This window comes from Enterobacter cloacae complex sp. 2024EL-00227 (genome assembly GCF_043945315.1).
GTDB lineage: Bacteria > Pseudomonadota > Gammaproteobacteria > Enterobacterales > Enterobacteriaceae > Enterobacter > Enterobacter roggenkampii.
This window is the reverse complement of record NZ_JBIMQP010000017.1, coordinates 54533-72791: the sequence shown is the minus strand read 5'-3', so window position 1 is coordinate 72791 and position 18259 is coordinate 54533. Positions and strand designations below refer to the sequence as shown.

The 18259-nt window shown below is 55.5% G+C and carries 15 protein-coding genes and 5 tRNA genes; 5 read left to right on the top strand and 15 right to left on the bottom strand.

What is annotated here, in order from left to right; genetic code table 11:
• From ACHH0Z_RS21965 to ACHH0Z_RS21945, 5 genes are all read right to left on the bottom strand, one after another.
• A partial coding sequence (locus tag ACHH0Z_RS21965; protein WP_227256966.1) for a GTP-binding protein occupies nt 1-214 on the bottom strand: 214 nt, incomplete at its 3' end.
• 118 nt (nt 215-332) lie between these two features.
• Nucleotides 333-408 (bottom strand) — tRNA-Thr (locus ACHH0Z_RS21960).
• A gap of 6 nt (nt 409-414) precedes the next feature.
• Nucleotides 415-489, bottom strand: a tRNA-Gly gene (locus ACHH0Z_RS21955).
• Nucleotides 490-606: 117 nt separating this feature from the next.
• Nucleotides 607-691, bottom strand: a tRNA-Tyr gene (locus ACHH0Z_RS21950).
• Between the two features lie 8 nt (nt 692-699).
• Nucleotides 700-775 (bottom strand) — tRNA-Thr (locus ACHH0Z_RS21945).
• A gap of 317 nt (nt 776-1092) precedes the next feature.
• Between ACHH0Z_RS21945 and coaA the strand changes: the two genes are divergently transcribed.
• A complete protein-coding gene (gene coaA, locus ACHH0Z_RS21940) occupies nt 1093-2043 on the top strand; it encodes a type I pantothenate kinase (RefSeq protein ID WP_021242480.1) in 951 nt (316 codons plus the stop codon).
• A gap of 43 nt (nt 2044-2086) precedes the next feature.
• Here the strand turns inward: coaA and dppF are convergent, their stop codons facing one another.
• From dppF to ACHH0Z_RS21895, 9 genes are all read right to left on the bottom strand, one after another.
• The gene (dppF, locus tag ACHH0Z_RS21935) at nt 2087-3100 is read right to left on the bottom strand and encodes a dipeptide ABC transporter ATP-binding subunit DppF (RefSeq protein ID WP_008502773.1); all 1014 of its coding nucleotides are present in this window, start codon (nt 3098-3100) and stop codon (nt 2087-2089) included.
• A complete protein-coding gene (dppD, locus tag ACHH0Z_RS21930; RefSeq protein ID WP_045409064.1) occupies nt 3097-4080 on the bottom strand; it encodes a dipeptide ABC transporter ATP-binding protein in 984 nt (327 codons plus the stop codon). The genes dppF and dppD overlap by 4 nt, the downstream gene beginning before the upstream one ends.
• Nucleotides 4081-4090: 10 nt before the next feature.
• A complete protein-coding gene (gene dppC, locus ACHH0Z_RS21925) occupies nt 4091-4993 on the bottom strand; it encodes a dipeptide ABC transporter permease DppC (RefSeq protein ID WP_008502771.1) in 903 nt (300 codons plus the stop codon).
• A gap of 9 nt (nt 4994-5002) precedes the next feature.
• Complete coding sequence (gene dppB, locus ACHH0Z_RS21920) at nt 5003-6022, bottom strand: dipeptide ABC transporter permease DppB (RefSeq protein WP_024909087.1); 1020 nt, start codon at nt 6020-6022, stop codon at nt 5003-5005.
• 177 nt (nt 6023-6199) lie between these two features.
• Entirely contained in the window at nt 6200-7807 is a 1608-nt protein-coding gene (gene dppA, locus ACHH0Z_RS21915; protein WP_008502769.1) for a dipeptide ABC transporter periplasmic-binding protein DppA, read from the bottom strand.
• 620 nt (nt 7808-8427) lie between these two features.
• A tRNA-Pro gene (locus tag ACHH0Z_RS21910) sits at nt 8428-8504 on the bottom strand.
• 91 nt (nt 8505-8595) lie between these two features.
• A complete protein-coding gene (gene eptB / locus ACHH0Z_RS21905) occupies nt 8596-10287 on the bottom strand; it encodes a kdo(2)-lipid A phosphoethanolamine 7''-transferase (protein ID WP_045409061.1) in 1692 nt (563 codons plus the stop codon).
• Between the two features lie 257 nt (nt 10288-10544).
• Nucleotides 10545-11747, bottom strand: a complete 1203-nt coding sequence (locus tag ACHH0Z_RS21900) for an MFS transporter (RefSeq protein ID WP_045409059.1) — start codon at nt 11745-11747, stop codon at nt 10545-10547.
• A gap of 238 nt (nt 11748-11985) precedes the next feature.
• A complete protein-coding gene (locus tag ACHH0Z_RS21895) occupies nt 11986-12681 on the bottom strand; it encodes an autotransporter domain-containing protein (RefSeq protein WP_021242477.1) in 696 nt (231 codons plus the stop codon).
• A 165-nt stretch (nt 12682-12846) separates the two neighbouring features.
• On the opposite strand from ACHH0Z_RS21895, the gene tag reads away from it, so the two are divergent.
• Nucleotides 12847-13428: a DNA-3-methyladenine glycosylase I gene (tag, locus tag ACHH0Z_RS21890; protein ID WP_045409057.1), complete on the top strand. Its 582-nt coding sequence runs from the start codon at nt 12847-12849 to the stop codon at nt 13426-13428.
• Nucleotides 13406-13852, top strand: coding sequence for an N-acetyltransferase (locus tag ACHH0Z_RS21885; RefSeq protein WP_008502764.1), 447 nt, complete (start codon nt 13406-13408; stop codon nt 13850-13852). Before tag ends, ACHH0Z_RS21885 begins: the two co-directional genes overlap by 23 nt.
• Here the strand turns inward: ACHH0Z_RS21885 and ACHH0Z_RS21880 are convergent.
• A complete protein-coding gene (locus tag ACHH0Z_RS21880; RefSeq protein ID WP_045409074.1) occupies nt 13815-16094 on the bottom strand; it encodes a molybdopterin guanine dinucleotide-containing S/N-oxide reductase in 2280 nt (759 codons plus the stop codon). The genes ACHH0Z_RS21885 and ACHH0Z_RS21880 overlap by 38 nt on opposite strands.
• Nucleotides 16095-16306: 212 nt before the next feature.
• On the opposite strand from ACHH0Z_RS21880, the gene ACHH0Z_RS21875 reads away from it, so the two are divergent.
• Both ACHH0Z_RS21875 and ACHH0Z_RS21870 read left to right on the top strand, forming a co-directional pair.
• Complete coding sequence (locus ACHH0Z_RS21875; protein WP_008502762.1) at nt 16307-16969, top strand: OmpA family lipoprotein; 663 nt, start codon at nt 16307-16309, stop codon at nt 16967-16969.
• Between the two features lie 179 nt (nt 16970-17148).
• Nucleotides 17149-18165 carry a LacI family DNA-binding transcriptional regulator gene (locus ACHH0Z_RS21870; protein ID WP_008502761.1) on the top strand — a complete coding sequence of 339 codons (1017 nt, stop codon included), beginning with the start codon at nt 17149-17151 and terminating at the stop codon, nt 18163-18165.
• The last annotated feature ends 94 nt before the right edge of the window (nt 18166-18259 follow it).

The window sequence follows — 18259 nt, the reverse complement described above, 5'->3', positions numbered from 1 at the left end:
TGTCGTACTCAACGTGAGAGGTGTTGATGGTGATACCACGAGCTTTTTCTTCTGGTGCGTTATCGATCTGGTCGAATGCACGAGCAGAACCACCGTAGGTTTTTGCCAGAACGGTAGTGATTGCAGCGGTCAGCGTTGTTTTACCATGGTCAACGTGGCCGATAGTACCGACGTTAACGTGCGGTTTTGTACGTTCAAACTTTTCTTTAGACATCGATTGTCCCTCTAAGACACGGATAAATCGGTGATATCACCACATCAACCAGGCGAAATGCCTGAATTGTTGAATACAGTAAAATTGAAACAGAGAGAAACGGGAAGGAGAAGTGAAGTGGTGCTGATACCCAGAGTCGAACTGGGGACCTCACCCTTACCAAGGGTGCGCTCTACCAACTGAGCCATATCAGCACGTATTGGAGCGGGCAGCGGGAATCGAACCCGCATCATCAGCTTGGAAGGCTGAGGTAATAGCCATTATACGATGCCCGCATCCTGAAACTCGGCTACCCAGTTCTTTCTGTAACAAAAAAAGAGATTTCTCTCTTTTTCAGTTTGAGCTGGCTAATTTTTCCAACCAGCTCCGGCGGCATTTACGCTGCCAGAAAGTGGTGGTGGGGGAAGGATTCGAACCTTCGAAGTCTGTGACGGCAGATTTACAGTCTGCTCCCTTTGGCCGCTCGGGAACCCCACCGGACTTGATGGTGCCGACTACCGGAATCGAACTGGTGACCTACTGATTACAAGTCAGTTGCTCTACCTACTGAGCTAAGTCGGCATCAAGTAGCGCGCATTCTATGGATACCTGCGCGGTCATGCAACTAAAAATTTGCATAAAACGTTCTTTCGCTCACATTTTATGCTAACAGCGTGTTGAGCGCTGTAAAAGTAGTCATTCACGGTCAAATAATCAACATGTAAGGGGTATTTGCACTGTAAACACCGTAGCGTGACGGCCTCCGCGTAACGCAGCGCTTTCCATCTTTTTTCTTATTATTCCTGTCATCTGGTGTTAACCTCCTGCCCATTGTCCAAAATTAACTGTGTGATGAGCCACGATCCGGCAGTTTCATGCTGGCTCACTGAAGCATGCTTATGAGCAAAAAAGAGCAAACGTTAATGACGCCTTATCTTCACTTTAACCGCAGCCAGTGGGCTGCCCTGCGTGATTCCGTCCCTATGACGCTGACGGAAGGTGAAATCGCACGGTTAAAAGGGATAAACGAAGATCTGTCCCTTGAAGAAGTGGCAGAAATTTATCTCCCCCTCTCGCGCTTGCTTAACTTCTATATCAGCTCGAACCTGCGTCGTCAGGCGGTGCTGGAGCAGTTTCTCGGGACGAACGGTCAACGCATTCCTTATATCATCAGTATCGCAGGCAGCGTGGCCGTGGGTAAAAGCACCACCGCACGCGTCCTGCAGGCACTGTTGAGCCGCTGGCCGGAACACCGCAGCGTGGAGCTGATCACGACCGACGGCTTCCTGCATCCGAACGAAGTATTAAAAGAACGCGGGCTGATGAAGAAGAAAGGCTTCCCGCTCTCTTATGATATGCACCGTCTGGTGAAATTTGTCTCCGATCTGAAATCCGGCGTGCCTCACGTGACGGCGCCGGTCTATTCGCACCTGATCTACGATCGCATCCCGGGTGGGGATAAGACGGTGGTCCAGCCGGATATTCTCATTCTGGAAGGTCTCAACGTGCTGCAAAGCGGCATGGACTATCCTCACGATCCGCATCACGTCTTTGTCTCGGATTTCGTCGATTTCTCTATTTATGTCGATGCGCCGGAAGACCTGCTGCAGAACTGGTACATCAACCGCTTCCTGAAGTTCCGTGAAGGGGCATTCACCGATCCGGATTCCTATTTCCACCACTATGCTCAGCTTTCTGAAGAAGAAGCGATCAATGTGGCGACGGGGCTGTGGAATGAGATCAACTATGTGAATCTTAAAGAGAACATCCTGCCGACGCGCGAGCGTGCGAGCCTGATCCTCACCAAGAGCGAGAAGCACGCCGTCGACCAGATTCGCCTGCGGAAATAATAAAGCAGACATAAAAAAACCGGCTTAGCGCCGGTTTTTTTCGTTATGCGTGTGGTTTCTCGCCATTTTCATCCTGATCGACCGCGAAGCAGGCCACCAGCTGACCCCCATACTCCTTTAACTGCGGCTGTAGCTGGGTGCAGGGGCCAAAGCGGCGGCTGCAGCGGGCGTTGAATGCACATCCCGGCGGCGGATTCAGCGGGCTTGGCAGCTCTCCCGTCAGCTTTATGCGCTCACGACGATCGTCCGGGTTCAGACGCGGCGTCGCAGACAGCAGCGCCTGGGTGTACGGGTGACGAGGGTTATTAAAGATCTGGTCTTTGGTCCCCTTCTCCACGCAGCGACCCAGGTACATCACCATCACTTCATCGGCAATATGCTCCACCACCGACAGGTCGTGGGAGATGAACACGTAAGAGAGCCCCAGCTCCTGCTGGAGATCCATCATCAGGTTCAGCACTTGCGCCCGCACGGAGACGTCTAGCGCCGACACCGGCTCATCGGCAATCACCACGTCCGGGTCAAGCATCAGACCGCGCGCGATGGCGATACGCTGGCGCTGGCCGCCGGAGAACATGTGCGGGTAGCGGTCATAGTGCTCGGTTTTGAGGCCGACCTTCGCCATCATCGCCAGCGCTTTTTCACGGCGCTGCTCTTTGCTCAGATTGCTGTTAATCAGCAGCGGCTCTTCCAGAATCTGCCCCACCTTTTTACGCGGGTTCAGCGAACCATACGGGTTCTGGAACACAATCTGGATTTTCTGGCGACGCAGCTTCTGCGCCTGCGGGTCGTGCTTGAGCAGATCCTGCCCCTGATAATAGAGCTCGCCGCCGGTCGGCACTTCAATCATCGTCAGCAGACGGCCCAGCGTGGATTTCCCGCAGCCGGACTCCCCCACCACCGCCAGCGTTTTACCGCGTTCGAGGTTAAAGGAGACGCCGTCCAGCGCTTTCACCAGGCGTTCAGGGGCAAACAGCCCCTTCTTCACCGGGTAATATTTTTTCAGGTCGATGGCCTGCAACAGCGGCTGTTGCGTGGTGGCCTGTTGCGTACTCATAGTGTTGGCCTCCCGGCATCATCGAGTGGGTAGTGGCATTTCGACTGACGACCGTCAGCCAGCTGGTTCAGCTCTGGTTCTTCCGCCCGGCATTTGTCCGTCGCATACGGACAGCGCGGATTGAGCAGACAGCCCTGCGGACGGTCATATTTGCCCGGCACCACACCCGGCAGCGACGCCAGACGCGCTTTATCCTGAGCAAACTCCGGCAGCGCGCGTAAAAGCGCCTGGGTATACGGGTGACGCGGCGCGCGGAAGATATCGTGTGAATTTCCGGTCTCGACCACCTGGCCGGCATACATCACGATGATTTTGTGCGCAGCTTCAGCCACCAGCGCCAGATCGTGCGTAATCAGCACCAGCGCCATGTTCTCTTTCTGCTGCAGCTCCAGCAGCAGCTCGATGATCTGTGCCTGGATGGTCACGTCAAGCGCCGTCGTCGGTTCATCCGCAATCAGCAGCTTTGGCCGACAGGCAATCGCCATGGCGATCATCACGCGCTGGCTCATCCCGCCTGAAAGCTGGTGCGGGTAAACGTCCAGACGCGATGCCGGGTCAGGAATGCCCACCTGGTTCAGCAGGTCGATCGCCCGCTGACGACGCGTTTTCTTATTCCCGCCCTGATGCACCTTGATTGCTTCCATAATCTGGAAACCGACGGTGTAGCACGGGTTCAGGCTGGTCATCGGATCCTGGAAAATCATCGCCACTTCCGCGCCCACCAGCTGGCGGCGCTGTTTCTCAGAAATGCGCTTCAGGTCCTGACCGTTGAACTGCAGGTTTTCCGCCATCACGCGGCCCGGGTAATCAATCAGCCCCATGATCGCCAGCGAGCTCACTGACTTACCGGAACCGGACTCCCCGACAATGCCAACCACTTCGCCCTGATTTACGCTATAGCTGATGCGGTCCACGGCGCGAAACGGGGTGCCTTCATCGCCGAAGTGCACCGATAATTTATCTATATTTAATAACGCCATCTCGTGCCTCTTACTGCTTCAGTTTGGGATCAAGCGCATCACGCAGGCCATCACCCATCAGGTTAAATGCCAGCACCGTCAGCAGGATTGCCAGACCCGGGAAGGTGACAACCCACCAGGCGCTTTGTGCGAACTGCAACACGTCGGAGAGCATGGTGCCCCACTCCGGTGTTGGCGGCTGCGCACCCATGCCCAGGAAGCCAAGAGCGGCCATATCAAGAATGGCGTTAGAGAAACCGAGCGACGCCTGAACGATCAGCGGCGCAAGGCAGTTAGGGAAGATATTGACGAACATCTGGCGCATCGCACCGGCACCCGCCACGCGAGAGGCGGTGACGTAATCGCGGTTCACTTCCACCAGCACCGCCGCACGGGTTAAACGCACATAGTGAGGAAGCGCCACGAACGTCAGCGCCAGGGCGGCGTTACCGATCGACGGACCGAAGATCGCCACCAGCACCAGGGCCAGCAGCAGGCTTGGCAGCGCCAGCATGATGTCGACGATACGCATGATGATGTTATCAACGATACCGCCGAAGTAGCCGGCAACCAGACCCAGTACGATCCCCATAATCAGGGATAACACCACCACCAGGCAGCCGACCAGCAGCGACAGGCGCGCACCGTACATCAGACGCGACAGCACATCGCGGCCCACATCATCGGTCCCCAGCAGGTGCGCCAGGCTACCGCCATCCTGCCAGGCAGGCGGGGCGAGCAGCGCATCGCGGAACTGATCCGCCGGGTTATACGGCGCGAGGACGTTCGCAAACACCGCAATCAGGATCATGATAGCGACATACACCAGCCCCACCACCGCGCCTTTGTTGCGCTTGAAGTAGTGCCAGAACTCCTGCATCGGCGTCATCGGAACCGGTGCAGCAACAACTTTGTTTTCAGAAACCTGTGACATGATGGCCCCTTACTTCTTATGACGAATACGCGGGTTCACCACGCCGTACAGCAAATCGACCAGCAGGTTGACGAGGATAATCATCGTCGCGACCAGCAGCACACCGCCCTGCACCACCGGATAGTCACGGCGTTGCAGCGCGTCAATCAGCCAGCGACCCAGGCCCGGCCAGGAGAAGATGGTTTCGGTCAGGATCGCCCCCGCCAGCAATGTCCCCACCTGGAGACCGATAACGGTCACCACCGGCAGCATGGCGTTACGCAGCGCATGGACGATGATAACGCGCATACGCGTCAGGCCCTTGGCGCGCGCGGTGCGGATATAATCCTCACCCAGCACTTCCAGCATCGATGAACGGGTCATACGCACGATCACCGCCAGAGGAATGGTGCCCAGCACCATGGCAGGCAGGATCATATGCGCGACGGCATCCATGAAGTTGCCCTCTTCGCCCCAGATAGCCGTATCAATCAGCATAAAGCCGGTGAGCGGGTTGGTGTCATCCAGGAAGACCATATCGCTGACGCGCCCGGAGACCGGTGTCAGGTTAAGCTGCACCGAGACCAGCATGATCAGCATCATGCCCCACCAGAAGATAGGCATGGAGTAGCCGGTCAGCGCCAGGCCCACAGCGGTGTGGTCAAAAATAGAGCCACGCTTAACGGCAGCCAGTACCCCGACAGGAATACCCACCGCGGTGGCGAAAATCATGGCGCAGACGCCAAGCTCCAGCGTCGCTTTAAAACGCGGCACGAACTCGTCCCACACCGGAAGACGGCTTTTCAGTGAAATCCCTAAATCACCGTGCAGCACGCCCCAGATATAGTGGAGATACTGCTGCCACATTGGCTTATCGAGGCCGAGTTCAGCCAGCAGCTGTGCATGGCGCTCAGGGGAAATACCACGCTCGCCCGCCATAATCATTACCGGGTCGCCGGGGATCATATGGACGAAGGCAAAAGTGAGAAGGGTGATACCGATAAACGTGGGGATAACAAGTCCCAGACGTCGGAGGATGAACTGCAACATAACCCGGATTCTCTCTGATGACGCACGACCAGTGGCGTGACGTCTGTATTGCTCACAAATCTTATCCCCTCTCCTTTCAGAGAGAGAATTAAGCACTGCTGCCGGGTGGCGCTACGCTTACCCGGCCTACATACCGTAGGCCAGTGCAAGCGCAGCGCCGCCTGGCGTTGCTTTTAATTATTCAACCGATACGTTTTCGAAGTGGTGTTTGCCCAGTGGATCAACCACGTAGCCTTTCACTTCTTTACGCACTGGCTCGTACACGGTGGAGTGAGCAACAATCAGCGCCGGAGCCTGATCGTGCATAACAACCTGCGCCTGCTTGTACAGTTCAATACGTTTGTTGTGATCGTCGGTCGCACGCGCCGGCTGGATCAGGTCTTCAAACGGCTTGTAGCACCAGCGAGAGTAGTTAGAACCGTCTTTCGCTGCAGCACAGCTGAACAGGGTGGCGAAGAAGTTGTCCGGATCCCCGTTGTCACCGGTCCAGCCCATCATCACTGCCTGGTGCTCACCCGCTTTGGCGCGCTTCAGGTACTCGCCCCACTCGTAGGTCACAATCTTGGCCTGTACGCCAATCTTCGCCCAGTCAGCCTGAACCATTTCTGCCATACGGCGTGCGTTCGGGTTGTACGGACGCTGTACCGGCATCGCCCACAGCTCAACGGTGAAGCCTTTATCCTGGCCCGCTTCTTTCAGCAGCGCTTTCGCTTTCTCAGGATCGTAGGAGTAATCTTTAACGTCGTCGTTATAGCCCCACATGGTTGGTGGGATCAGGTTTTTGGCTGCAACGCCAGCGCCCTGGTAAACCGCCTTGATAATCGCTTCTTTGTTCACCGCGTAGGTCAGCGCCTGACGCACTTTCACGTCATCAAACGGTTTCTTCTCGGTGTTGAAGGAGAGATAGCCCACGTTCAGGCCAGCCTGCTCCAGCAGGTTGATGTTCTTATCCTGCTTCATGCGGGCGATGTCAGCCGGGTTCGGGTATGGCATCACCTGGCATTCGTTTTTCTGCAGTTTTGCATAACGTACTGACGCATCCGGCGTGATGGAGAAGACCAGACGATCAATCTTCGGCTTGGTGCCCCAGTAGCCTTCGAATGCTTTATACAGAATACGGGAGTCTTTCTGGTACTGCAGCAGCTGGAATGGACCGGTACCGATTGGGTTCAGGTCGACTTTTTCCGGCGTACCGGCTTTCAGCATGTTGTCCGCGTACTCTTTGGACAGAATTGAGGCGAAGTCCATGGCCAGGTCAGCCAGGAACGGTGCTTCCGGACGCGTCAGCACGAACTGAACGGTATTATCGTCCACTTTTTTCACTTCAGAGATCAGATCCGGCAGACCCATCCCTTCGAAGTATTCATAGCTGCCGCCAGAGACTTTGTGGTACGGGTTCTGAGCATTTTTCTGACGGTCGAAGGAGAACACAACGTCGTCGGCGTTAAAGTCGCGCGTTGGTTTGAATTCTTTGCTGTCCTGCCACTTCACGCCCTTGCGCAGGTGGAAGGTGTAGGTTTTACCGTCTTCGCTGACGTCCCACTTCTCGGCCAGACCCGGAATCACTTCCGTGGTGCCGGTTTTGAATTCAACCAGACGGTTATAGATCGGTACAGAGCTTGCGTCGTAAGTCGTACCAGAGGTAAAGAGCTGTGGGTTAAAGCCTTCCGGCGAGCCTTCAGAACAGTAAACCAGGGTTTTTGCCTGTACGCTTGCTGCCACGGTCATAGCCACCAGGCTCAGACCAAGCTTCAGCATCCCTGACTTCTTCAAGGAAATACTCATTATTCTGCTCCAATGTGATGTTTTGCTTTGTTGTGTTACGCCGCCAGACCTTTATTTATTTTTTACCCGGTCCGGTCGGAGGTGCCCGAAGGCGTTAAAGGGATGGAGAATCCTTTCAGAAGAGCGTTTGAGTTGCAGCGCAGATCGTCCCTGAAATGCCCCTCATGCCCTACAATCTGTCAACAGAATGTGAAAACGTCAATACAGGTGACGGGGATTTACGCTGAGTGTGAGAAACCGCAAACAAAGATTAAAAAAACCATGAGCGTCAGTTTTCAGCAGGGAAATTTATGCTACTCGCCATGTTGCAGCACAACTATCTTCATATTTCGCAACAATCAGTGATTAACTTTTATTCAGAATGGGTAAATTTTCTTGCAGAATGGTGATTATCTGAGCACTAAATACCGCGAACGTTAAAACGCACAGCGAAAAATGCTGAGGTTATCCATAAGCAACGCGAAAAAAGATCAATCTATATATAAAAAAATACAATGGATTATGTCACAAAATCGTTAACAGGCAGGGAGAAGCGGGCGTAAGGGGCGTTTTGATTACTCTGAAGAGCTAAGGCCATAATGCAAAAAGGGCTAACCTTACGGTTAGCCCTTTTCAGAATGTGGTCGGCGAGAGAGGATTCGAACCTCCGACCCACTGGTCCCAAACCAGTTGCGCTACCAAGCTGCGCTACTCGCCGAATGCGGAGCGCATCTTACTGCTGAGGTGCGCCCCCGTCAATCCCTTATTTTCAAAAAGCCATTCAACTGGCGATATTCTCGCCAGAGCAGCTACTGCGCGGCTTTTGCGCTGTTATCAGGGAGTTTACACCAGTTGTTGTTTTCGTTAATCCCACCGTTCGGTGAGGTGTAGCCGAGACAACCCATAATGGTGTCGTACAGCTCAACGTGACGACGCGGCACCTTCATTTCCGCCTCTTTCTTCAGATGGGCAAACATCTTCGCTTTCTCCGGGTCTTCCAGATACTTATCGGACATCCACACCATCATTGGCACTCGGAACTGCTCGGGCGGCGCCATCTTGCGTGGTGTACCGTGCAGATGCTCGAACTCATTGATAGATTCACCGTGGTCCGCCGCATAGAAGACAATAGCCTTCTTATCGCGAACCTGGTCAATCACCGAATCAATAAAGTGATCCACATACATCACGGAGTTGTCATAAGAGTTAATCAACTGGGCTTTGGTGCAGTCTTTATCCACTCCGACGCACTCCGGCGTCCATTTGGCAAAGCTGCGCGGATAGCGCTGCGTGTAGTTAAAGTGCGACCCTTTGGTATGAAGGATGATCATATGCTTACCATCAGGGTTCCCGTTGAGTGAGAGTTTCATCTCATCAATCAGCAACATGTCATCGACAGGTTTGCCACGGTTGCGCGCCTCTGCGCCAATCTGCTCGCGGTAGGAGATGTTTTGCGCCATGGTGTTGCTGTAGAACCACATCTCACTCTGCATCGCATAGAGGTCGGAGGTAAACCCAAGCTGATGCAGCACCGAGAAGACGTTTTGCTCTTTTAGCGTACGCTGCGGGTTATCGCTCGCCCCGCCCTCGCGCACAAACATACAGCGCAGGGAAAGCTTGGTGGCGGTATCACAGGAATAGCCACGATAGGCAATCAGATTCTTTTCCTGCGCCAGTTTAGGCGTGGTATCACGGTTATAGCCGAGAATGCCCATATGATCCCAGCGTGTGGTCTCTCCGATAATAAAGACGACGTAGGTATCGTCGATATCCTTTGGCGCCACATAGGTAAACTTCTTCGCCGGGTTTATCAGCGACTTATTATCCGAGGACTCATCCACCTGCGCCCACGCATACAGCCCCAGCGCGGAGATCCAGTTAGACGGTAAATACGAGTTGGCAACCACGCCACCGTAGCTCGGCATATCCACGCCGGAGGTACGCTCATCATTCTTCTGCTTCACCTCCAGCAGACGAATCGGCCCCCAGACCATCAGGCCCGCCAGCAGCACCACGGCGACGCTTCTGAATCGCTTTCCTGGCGTGCGGATCTGGTGAACAAGGGTATAGCGGCAGCGGTTGCTCCAGATGAGCAGCAGCGGCAAGGCGCTGATCGCTACCAGCCAGAGGATAAAGTGCAGCCCCACAACCTCTTTAGAGAGGTCGATATCCGTGGTCATCACCGAGGCAATAATGCCGTAGCCAATTACCACGTTCATAAAGGTCATGTAATAGCTGGCACCCGCCGAGCACAGCACGATAAACGTTGCCAGCACTCGCCACACGCGACGGCCAAACAGGGTAAGAATACGGAATAAAAAGAAGGTGACCAGTACCGCAGCGACCAATTCGACAACCGCTGCAATTCCTTTCCAGACGGTAAAATCATGCGCGTAACCGTCAAACCGACGGAAAAAAACTGCGCCGTTCATAAACAGGCCGATGTACAACGCCAGCAAAAAGCAGAGCTTTTGTTGCGCCATCGATTTAATGTATTTCATGCAAGCTACCCGGAAAAAGGGACAGTACCGCCGCCCACCTCGATTAAAAAGTGGGCAGATTAGACATACGCTCAGGGGATCGTTCAATGAAACGTCTACAGGCGTGGTAAGTAGACCACAGGGAAGCGGAAAAGTGGCAGCAGAGAGTGTGATCAGTACAGTTATTTACAAAAAAGCAAATCCAAAAACAGACAAAATCGCTTTATTTCCAGGTTAAGAAAATAAAAAGGCCGGATTACCGGCCTTTCTCGTCGCGATTATGCATGAACTTCTTTAAAAACTTCACGTTGCGGCTGGCGAATCGTGGTTGACAGCGCCAGGGAGATAATCAGCAAGGCAAATATCACGCAGAAGGTTATGTAGAACCCGCCGAACAGTGAAGCAATCAGCGAGCCACAGATACTGCCGATCCCGAAGCCCAGATAGATCACGCCGTAGTTTTTCGCCAGATTGTTCAGGCCAAAGAACTCGCTCACCAGTGACGGGAAGACGGTAATGGTGCCGCCGAAGTTAAAGGCCACGCAGGCAATTGCCGCGAAGAAGGTGGCTTCATTCAGCGGAGCGAACAGCAGCGCCGCCATACCGACCAGCGAAACCACCTGCCCAATCGTAATCACGCGGATGCGGGCGATTTTGTCGGACAGAATACCGAGGACCAGACGACCGGAGAGGTTAGCAATGGAGATGACGGTCACCGCGTTGGCCGCCGTGGCTGCATCCAGTTTCACCATCCCCTGTGCGATATCTTTCGCCACGCCGATGACATACAGGCCGCTCATGCAGGCCGTCAGGAACATCACCGCCAGCATCCAGTACTGCGGTTTACGCATGGACTGCGCGAGGGTGAAATCATTCTCTACCACGCCATTCACGGATTTCACTTCCTGCTGCGGCGCATCCTTCATCAGCGTGGCGCCGAACAGAATCATCACCAGCACGATTGCGCCCCAGATCATGAAGGTTTTTTCGAGGCCAACGGACGCCAGCAGATGGGCATCGATAAATTTGAACCCGAGGCTGCCCAAACCATAAGAACCAATGGCAAACGCCGAGATTAAGCCTTTACGTTCCGGGAACCACTTCACGCAGTTTGACAGCGTCAGCAGATAGCCCGCGCCGTCCGCCAGTCCCACCAGCACGCCCGCACTCAGCCAGAGCATCATCAGATTGCTGGAATGCGCGGTCAGGAAAAAGCCCAGTCCCAGCAGGATGCCGGACGCCATGGTCACGCGCTTCACGCCAAAACGCTCCTGCAGCTTGCCCGCGACGGAAGATGAAATCGCCAGACCCAGGCTCAGCAAACCAAAGGAGAACGCGACCTGGCTGACCGGTGCGCCGAGTTTGTCAGAAAGCGCACTGTTAAACAGGCTCCAGGTATAGACCGATCCCAGCGCAAACTGAGTGACGATGGTGCCAAAGAGCGTGAGCCAGCGCGTGCGGTTATAGGTTGATGTGTTCATGGCAGTTGTCCTGCAAGATAAATTGAGGGAATTCGCTGAGGACAACGATAAACAAAACCTCAATATGCCTGGGGTAAAACGGCATGAAATGCAGGCGGAACGGAATGAAATGCCTGGAATCGGGAATGAATGACCTGGCACGGGAATAAAGCGACAGCGTGTTAGTATCTGCTATCGCTGTAAAGCCCGTGGTTATTGTATTCGAGATGTTATCGTAACGTTTAAAAAAGTAACAACGCTAGAAATTGGCGCTGACGCCGAGGGTGTATAAAAACTCCTCACCGGTGGTGGTATGCTCCCCCTGAGCCAGCGAGGCATAGGCCGCCATGTGCGTATTAAAGGGAATATCCGTTCCCACGGTAACATCCATCCAGCTGCCGTTTTGGGCAGGAGCTGGCGTTTGTGGCATACCAAACTGCGATTTCCACTGGTTTTCACCAAACTGTTGGTTATAGCTGATCTGCGCCCAGGGCCGGAGATCGCCGTACTGGGTGTTAACGCGCCACCCCAGCGTGCTGACGCTGGCATGCCAGAGCGGATCCGTAACTGACTGTGTCGACGCGCTATCACCAAACTCGTTGATCATCATGGGAGCCGTGCCGTCGTACCGCCACGCCACCACCGGGCCGGTGGTAATTCGCGCTGAAACGGGAAAATTCCAGCCTACGCTCATCGCCCCCTCTGTCGTGCTGCCAGACGGTATATTCAGAGCAAGACCCGGCGCATTTTGCGAAGACTGAATACGCTCCGCGAGAATATCCTCATAGCGCGGTTGGTGATCCGCGTCCCATGTATAGCGTTCCGCCGTATTATTTTGGGCGTCTGAAACGATATATTCCTGTTGCCAGGCAGACGCTGTATTACAAAAAAACAGGCAGGCTGAAATCCCCACCAGACCAGACACAGCATGGCGACCACTGATTTTTTTTATCATCTTCAACGCGACCCCAGAGAGAGCCGAATTCGGCGATATTTGTCGTTATTCAGGAAGAGCTTAGAGAGCATATGGCCCTGTATTAACTATTGTCTTTATAGTAAACACGTCAAGCCAGTCAGAACGAAATTTTTGCGAAATCAGTATCAATAAGGGAGATGAGGGATGGAACGTTGCGGTTGGGTAAGCCAGGATCAGCTTTATATCGACTATCACGATCGGGAATGGGGCGTGCCGGAAAGGGATGGCAAAAAGCTCTTTGAGATGATCTGCCTGGAGGGCCAGCAGGCGGGGTTATCATGGATTACGGTACTGAAAAAACGCGAAAATTACCGCAGCGCTTTCCACCAGTTCGACCCCGTCGCCGTCGCCGCGATGACCGATGAGGACGTCGAGCGACTGGTGCAGAATGCCGGCATCATCCGCCATCGCGGCAAGATCCAGGCCATCATCGGTAACGCACGCGCTTATCTGGCGATGGAACAAAACGGCGAATCATTTTCAGATTTTGTCTGGACGTTTGTGAATAACGATCCGCAAGTCACGGAGGCGACCACGCTCGCGGAAATTCCGGCCGCCACTCCGGCCTCGGATGCGCTCTCGAAGGCCCTGAAAAAACGCGGCTTTAAGTTTGTCGGCTCCACCATCTGCTACGCCTTTATGCAGGCCTGTGGCCTGGTCAACGACCACGTTACCGGCTGCTTCTGTCATCCGGGAGGCCATCATGATCCGCAAATGGCAAAATGAAAATACCGCGCCGCTGCTGAGCCTGTGGCTGGAAAGTACCACGGAAGCGCATCCGTTCATCGCGCCGAATTACTGGAAAGAGAATGAGGCCATGGTGCGGGACGTTTATCTGCCGTCCGCTGAAACCTGGGTCTGGGAGCAGGACGGCGAACCTTGCGGATTTATCAGCGTGATGCAGTCTCAGTTTGTCGGCGCCCTGTTTGTGGCGCCGTCATGCATCGGGAAAGGCATCGGGCGCGCGCTGCTGAACCATGTTCAACAGCGCTTCCCGCACTTAACCCTGGAGGTGTATCAGAAAAATGTCCGGGCGGTGAATTTCTACCATGCTCAGGGCTTTCGCATTGAAGACAGCGCCTGGCAGGATGACACCCAACACCCGACGTGGATTATGAGCTGGCAGGCGGATCAAACGCCGTTAAGGTAAGCTCGGGACCCGTATATTTCTCGACCCAGGCCAGCGCCGTGTTCCCTGCGCAACCATTCCCCAGCTTCGAGCTGGGGAGATCTTTGGTCAGCACGTTAACCGCCCCGTTTTTACAGATACCGCCTTCGGCGAGCTCAAGGTCAGGCCATGCGCCCTGATGAATGCAGATCACGCCCGGCTTAATCCCGTCGCTCACCACCGCCCCTGCCAGCACCTGTCCACGCGCGTTCCAGACGCGCACCACGTCGCCGTCCGCAATTCCGCGCGCTTTCGCGTCGAGGGTATTCAGCGTGATGGGCTCTCGCCCGGCGACCGCATACTGCTCGCGCAGGGAGCTATAGTTAAGCTGGCTGTGCAGACGGTGCGCGGGATGGGCAGATAACACCTGCAGTTGATCCGGCCGGGCGTTGCCGTGCCATTCGTCCGGCTCGAGCCACGTGGGATGCGGCGGGCAGTCAGCATAGCCAAAGCTGGCGATGCGCTCGCTGTAGAGCACGATCTTGCCGCTCTCGGTTTTCAGCGGGTGGTTCTCCGGATCGCGGCGGAAATCGGCAAAACGAACAAACTTCGCGTTCTGTTCGCTCTCCGGCATTTCGACGATCTGGTTCGCCTCCCAGAACTCAGTAAATGGCGGGAGCGTCACGCCCTGCGCCGCGCCGCGCTGTCCGGCAATCTGGTAGAAGGTTTCCAGCCATTCGAGATCGGTTTTTCCTTCGGTAAAACGCTCGCGACCGCCCGCTTCCCACCGCTCGCTCAGTTCAGCAAACACGTCGAAATCATCACGCGCCTCATCGCGCGGGGCCACCACGCGCTTCATCGGGACCATATGCTGATTGCTGTAGTCACCGGTCATGGTGAGATCGTTACGCTCAAACGAGGTGGTCGCCGGGAGGACGATATCGGCGTGTTTCGCCGAGGCGGTCCAGAAGCACTCGGAGATCACCACCAGCTCCGGCTTCTGCCAGGCGCGGATCAGGCGGTTGGTATCCTGATGGTGGGTGAAGTTCGACCCGCCCGCCCACCAGACAAATTTAATATCCGGGAAGTGGCGGTCGAGACCATTGTGCTGATAAAAACCGCCCGGATTTTCCAGGGCTTCAACAATACGCGCCACCGGGATTTTATCCACGGCGTCCACGCCGCCCTGCACCGAACCTTGCAGAGACGCCAGCACAGCCGCTTTACGCGTGGGGTTACCGCCGTTGGCAAAGTGATAGGAGAGACCAAAACCGCCGCCCGGCGTACCGATCTGCCCCAGCATCGCAGCAAGGGTCACCAGCATCCAGTGTTTCTGCTCGCCAAACTGCTGGCGCTGCATCCCCCAGCCGGACATCAACATCGTGGTGTTTTTATGGAATAACGCCGCCAGTTCGCGGAGTTTATCCGCAGAAACACCGCAAATGTCAGCCGCCCATTCTGCCGTTTTGGCCACGCCATCCGTTTTACCCGTCAGATAGTCGGCGAATTTATCGAAGCCGGTGGTACAGCGCGTCAGGAATTCAACATCGTGCCAGCCGTTTTCCACCAGCGTATGGGCGATACCCAGCATCATTGCCACGTCGGTGCCCATATGCGGGGCAATCCACTCGGCGCTGTCGCCGAAGAAATCCAGGGTTTCAGAGCGCATCGGGTCAATGCAGATGATGCGCTTGCCGCTTTTGCGCAGCGCGTCGAAATAGCCAATGCCCTGCTCGTCGCTGGCATTCCAGGCAATTTTCAGCGTGTTAAGAGGATTAGCGCTCCACAGCACCACCACGTCGGTATGTTCCAGCACCAGCGGCCAGCTGGTCTGCTGCTGGTACACCTCGTTCCCGCCCACGACATACGGCATGATCGCCTGCGCTGCACCGGTGGAGTAATCCCCCAGATGACCGGTATAGCCGCCCGCCAGGCTCATATAGCGCTGCAGCAGCGTCGACGCCTTGTGCAGCACCCCGTTAGAGCGCCAGCCGTAGGACCCGGCGAAAATGGACGACGGACCGTAACTGTCGCGAATGCGCTTGTGCTGGGTGTGGATCAGCGCCAGCGCGTCATCCCAGCTCACGCGAACAAACTCATCCTGACCGCGAATGCCCTGCGGCTTGTCAGGTGAGGCGAGAAAACCTTTACGCACCATCGGCCAGCGCACGCGTGTTTTGCTGTGCACCTGATCGCGAACGACGGTCTGTAAAGAGTTGGGATGTTGTGTTGGCAATGCTCCGCGAGACGACAGAACATTTTCGCCATCGGTTTCGACCAGCATTGGCCCCCAGTGGGCGGCGGTCAGAATGGTTTTCGTTGAGGTGCTCAAGCGTGCGCTCCTGGTTGCGTGCAGGTTTTACGGCCTTCTTGCTGAGACCGTTTATGGTTTGTCACAAATTTCAGAGTTATACCCGGAATTTTCTCCGTATCTGGACGTCATAATCAACTGCCACGTTCGCCGTGGCAAAGAATAAAAAGGATTAAGGAAAGAAGATGAAAAAACGCGTACTCGTTATTGCCGCTCTGGTGAGCGGTGCACTGGCTGTTTCTGGCTGCACAACCAACCCTTACACCGGTGAGCGCGAAGCGGGTAAATCCGGCATTGGCGCGGGTATCGGCTCGCTGGTCGGCGCAGGCGTTGGGGCGCTCTCCTCCTCCAAGAAAGACCGCGGCAAAGGCGCGCTGATTGGCGCAGCGGCGGGCGCGGCCCTGGGCGGCGGCGTCGGTTATTACATGGACGTGCAGGAAGCAAAACTGCGCGACAAAATGAAGGGAACCGGCGTGAGCGTGACGCGCAGCGGCGATAACATCATCCTGAACATGCCGAACAACGTCACCTTCGACAGCAGCAGCGCAACGCTGAAACCCGCGGGTGCGAACACCCTTACCGGCGTGGCGATGGTGCTGAAAGAGTACAACAAGACCGCCGTGAACGTGATTGGCTACACCGACAGCACCGGCAGCCAGGATCTGAACATGCGTCTGTCCCAGCAGCGCGCCGATTCCGTGGCCAGCTCGCTGATTACCCAGGGCGTTGAAGCAAACCGCATCCGCACCAGCGGCATGGGCCCTGCCAACCCTATCGCCAGCAACAGCACGGCGGAAGGCAAGGCGCAGAACCGCCGCGTAGAGATTACGTTAAGCCCAATTCAGTAGGTAAAAGCAAAACGGCAACCCCGTTGCCGTTTTTAGTGTTTGCGCCCTCTCCCGTGGGAGAGGGTTGGGGTGAGGGTATCAGACCGCAACCTCCGGTAAGCGCAGCGCCACCGGGCAAATTACTTGATTCGTCCGATTTTCCCGCTAAGGTATTCTCACTAAATTCAGGGAAATCAGTGATGAGCAAACCAGCCCGGGCCACCATCAGCGACGTGGCGAAAGCCGCCAAAACCGGTAAAACCAGCATTTCGCGCTATCTTAACGGCGAGAAACACCTGCTGTCCGATGCGTTGCTGGCACGTATTGAACAGGCCATTGCCGATCTCGACTACCGTCCCAGCCTCATGGCGCGCGGGCTCAAACGCGGCCGCACCCGCCTTATCGGGCTGATCATCGCCGATATCACCAACCCCTACTCCGTGAACGTGCTCAGCGGTATCGAAGCCGCCTGTCGCGAGAAAGGCTTTACGCCGCTGGTCTGTAATACCAACAACGAAGTCGACCAGGAGCTGCATTATCTCGACCTGCTGCGCAGCTATCAGGTGGAAGGGATTGTGGTCAACGCGGTAGGCATGCGTGAAGAAGGCTTAAATCGCCTGCAGCAATCCTCCCTGCCCATGGTCCTCATCGACCGTAAAATCCCGGAATTTGCCTGCGATGTGGTCGGGCTGGATAACACCCAGGCCGCCACGACCGCCACCGAACATCTGATTGAACAGGGCTTCGAGGCCATTCTGTTTCTGAGTGAACCGCTGGGGATGGTCAACACCCGACGCGAGCGCCTGAGCGCATTTCGCGCCACGCTGGAGCGTTATCCCGGCGTGATCGCCGAAAATGCCGAAACGCCGCTTCACGAAGCCGGGCAGCTTGACAACACCCTGCGTCAGTTCCATACGCGCCATCGTGGGATGCGCAAAGCGGTTATCTCCGCCAACGGGGCGCTGACGCTGCAGGTTGCCCGCTCGCTCAAGCGCATTGGCCTGCACTGGGGCAGCGATATCGGTCTGCTGGGGTTTGATGAACTGGAGTGGGCGGAGCTGGCTGGCGTCGGCATTACTACCCTCAAACAGCCCACCTGGCAGATTGGCTATGCTGCTGTTGAACAAGTCGTTCGTCGTATTGAAGGCACCAGCGATGCCGTTCGCGAGCAGGTCTTCTCCGGCGAGCTGATCGTTCGTGGCTCCACCGCGCGTTAAATTTCCCTTGTGATAGCGATCATAAATTCAACATCCTGACCTTTTCTTTGGAACCGGTTCCATCTAGCGTAATAGTATTGATATGTTGCGATGG

Coding starts and splice junctions, on each gene's coding strand:
- ACHH0Z_RS21875 (WP_008502762.1), top strand. CDS start 16,307: ATGAAAAAACGCGTACTCGTTATTGCCGCTCTGGTGAGCGGTGCACTG.
- dppA (WP_008502769.1), bottom strand. CDS start 7,807: ATGAGTATTTCCTTGAAGAAGTCAGGGATGCTGAAGCTTGGTCTGAGC.
- coaA (WP_021242480.1), top strand. CDS start 1,093: ATGAGCAAAAAAGAGCAAACGTTAATGACGCCTTATCTTCACTTTAAC.
- ACHH0Z_RS21880 (WP_045409074.1), bottom strand. CDS start 16,094: ATGCTGGTCGAAACCGATGGCGAAAATGTTCTGTCGTCTCGCGGAGCA.
- dppD (WP_045409064.1), bottom strand. CDS start 4,080: ATGGCGTTATTAAATATAGATAAATTATCGGTGCACTTCGGCGATGAA.
- ACHH0Z_RS21885 (WP_008502764.1), top strand. CDS start 13,406: ATGATCCGCAAATGGCAAAATGAAAATACCGCGCCGCTGCTGAGCCTG.
- tag (WP_045409057.1), top strand. CDS start 12,847: ATGGAACGTTGCGGTTGGGTAAGCCAGGATCAGCTTTATATCGACTAT.
- dppC (WP_008502771.1), bottom strand. CDS start 4,993: ATGTCACAGGTTTCTGAAAACAAAGTTGTTGCTGCACCGGTTCCGATG.
- eptB (WP_045409061.1), bottom strand. CDS start 10,287: ATGAAATACATTAAATCGATGGCGCAACAAAAGCTCTGCTTTTTGCTG.
- dppF (WP_008502773.1), bottom strand. CDS start 3,100: ATGAGTACGCAACAGGCCACCACGCAACAGCCGCTGTTGCAGGCCATC.
- dppB (WP_024909087.1), bottom strand. CDS start 6,022: ATGTTGCAGTTCATCCTCCGACGTCTGGGACTTGTTATCCCCACGTTT.
- ACHH0Z_RS21870 (WP_008502761.1), top strand. CDS start 17,149: ATGAGCAAACCAGCCCGGGCCACCATCAGCGACGTGGCGAAAGCCGCC.
- ACHH0Z_RS21900 (WP_045409059.1), bottom strand. CDS start 11,747: ATGAACACATCAACCTATAACCGCACGCGCTGGCTCACGCTCTTTGGC.
- ACHH0Z_RS21895 (WP_021242477.1), bottom strand. CDS start 12,681: ATGATAAAAAAAATCAGTGGTCGCCATGCTGTGTCTGGTCTGGTGGGG.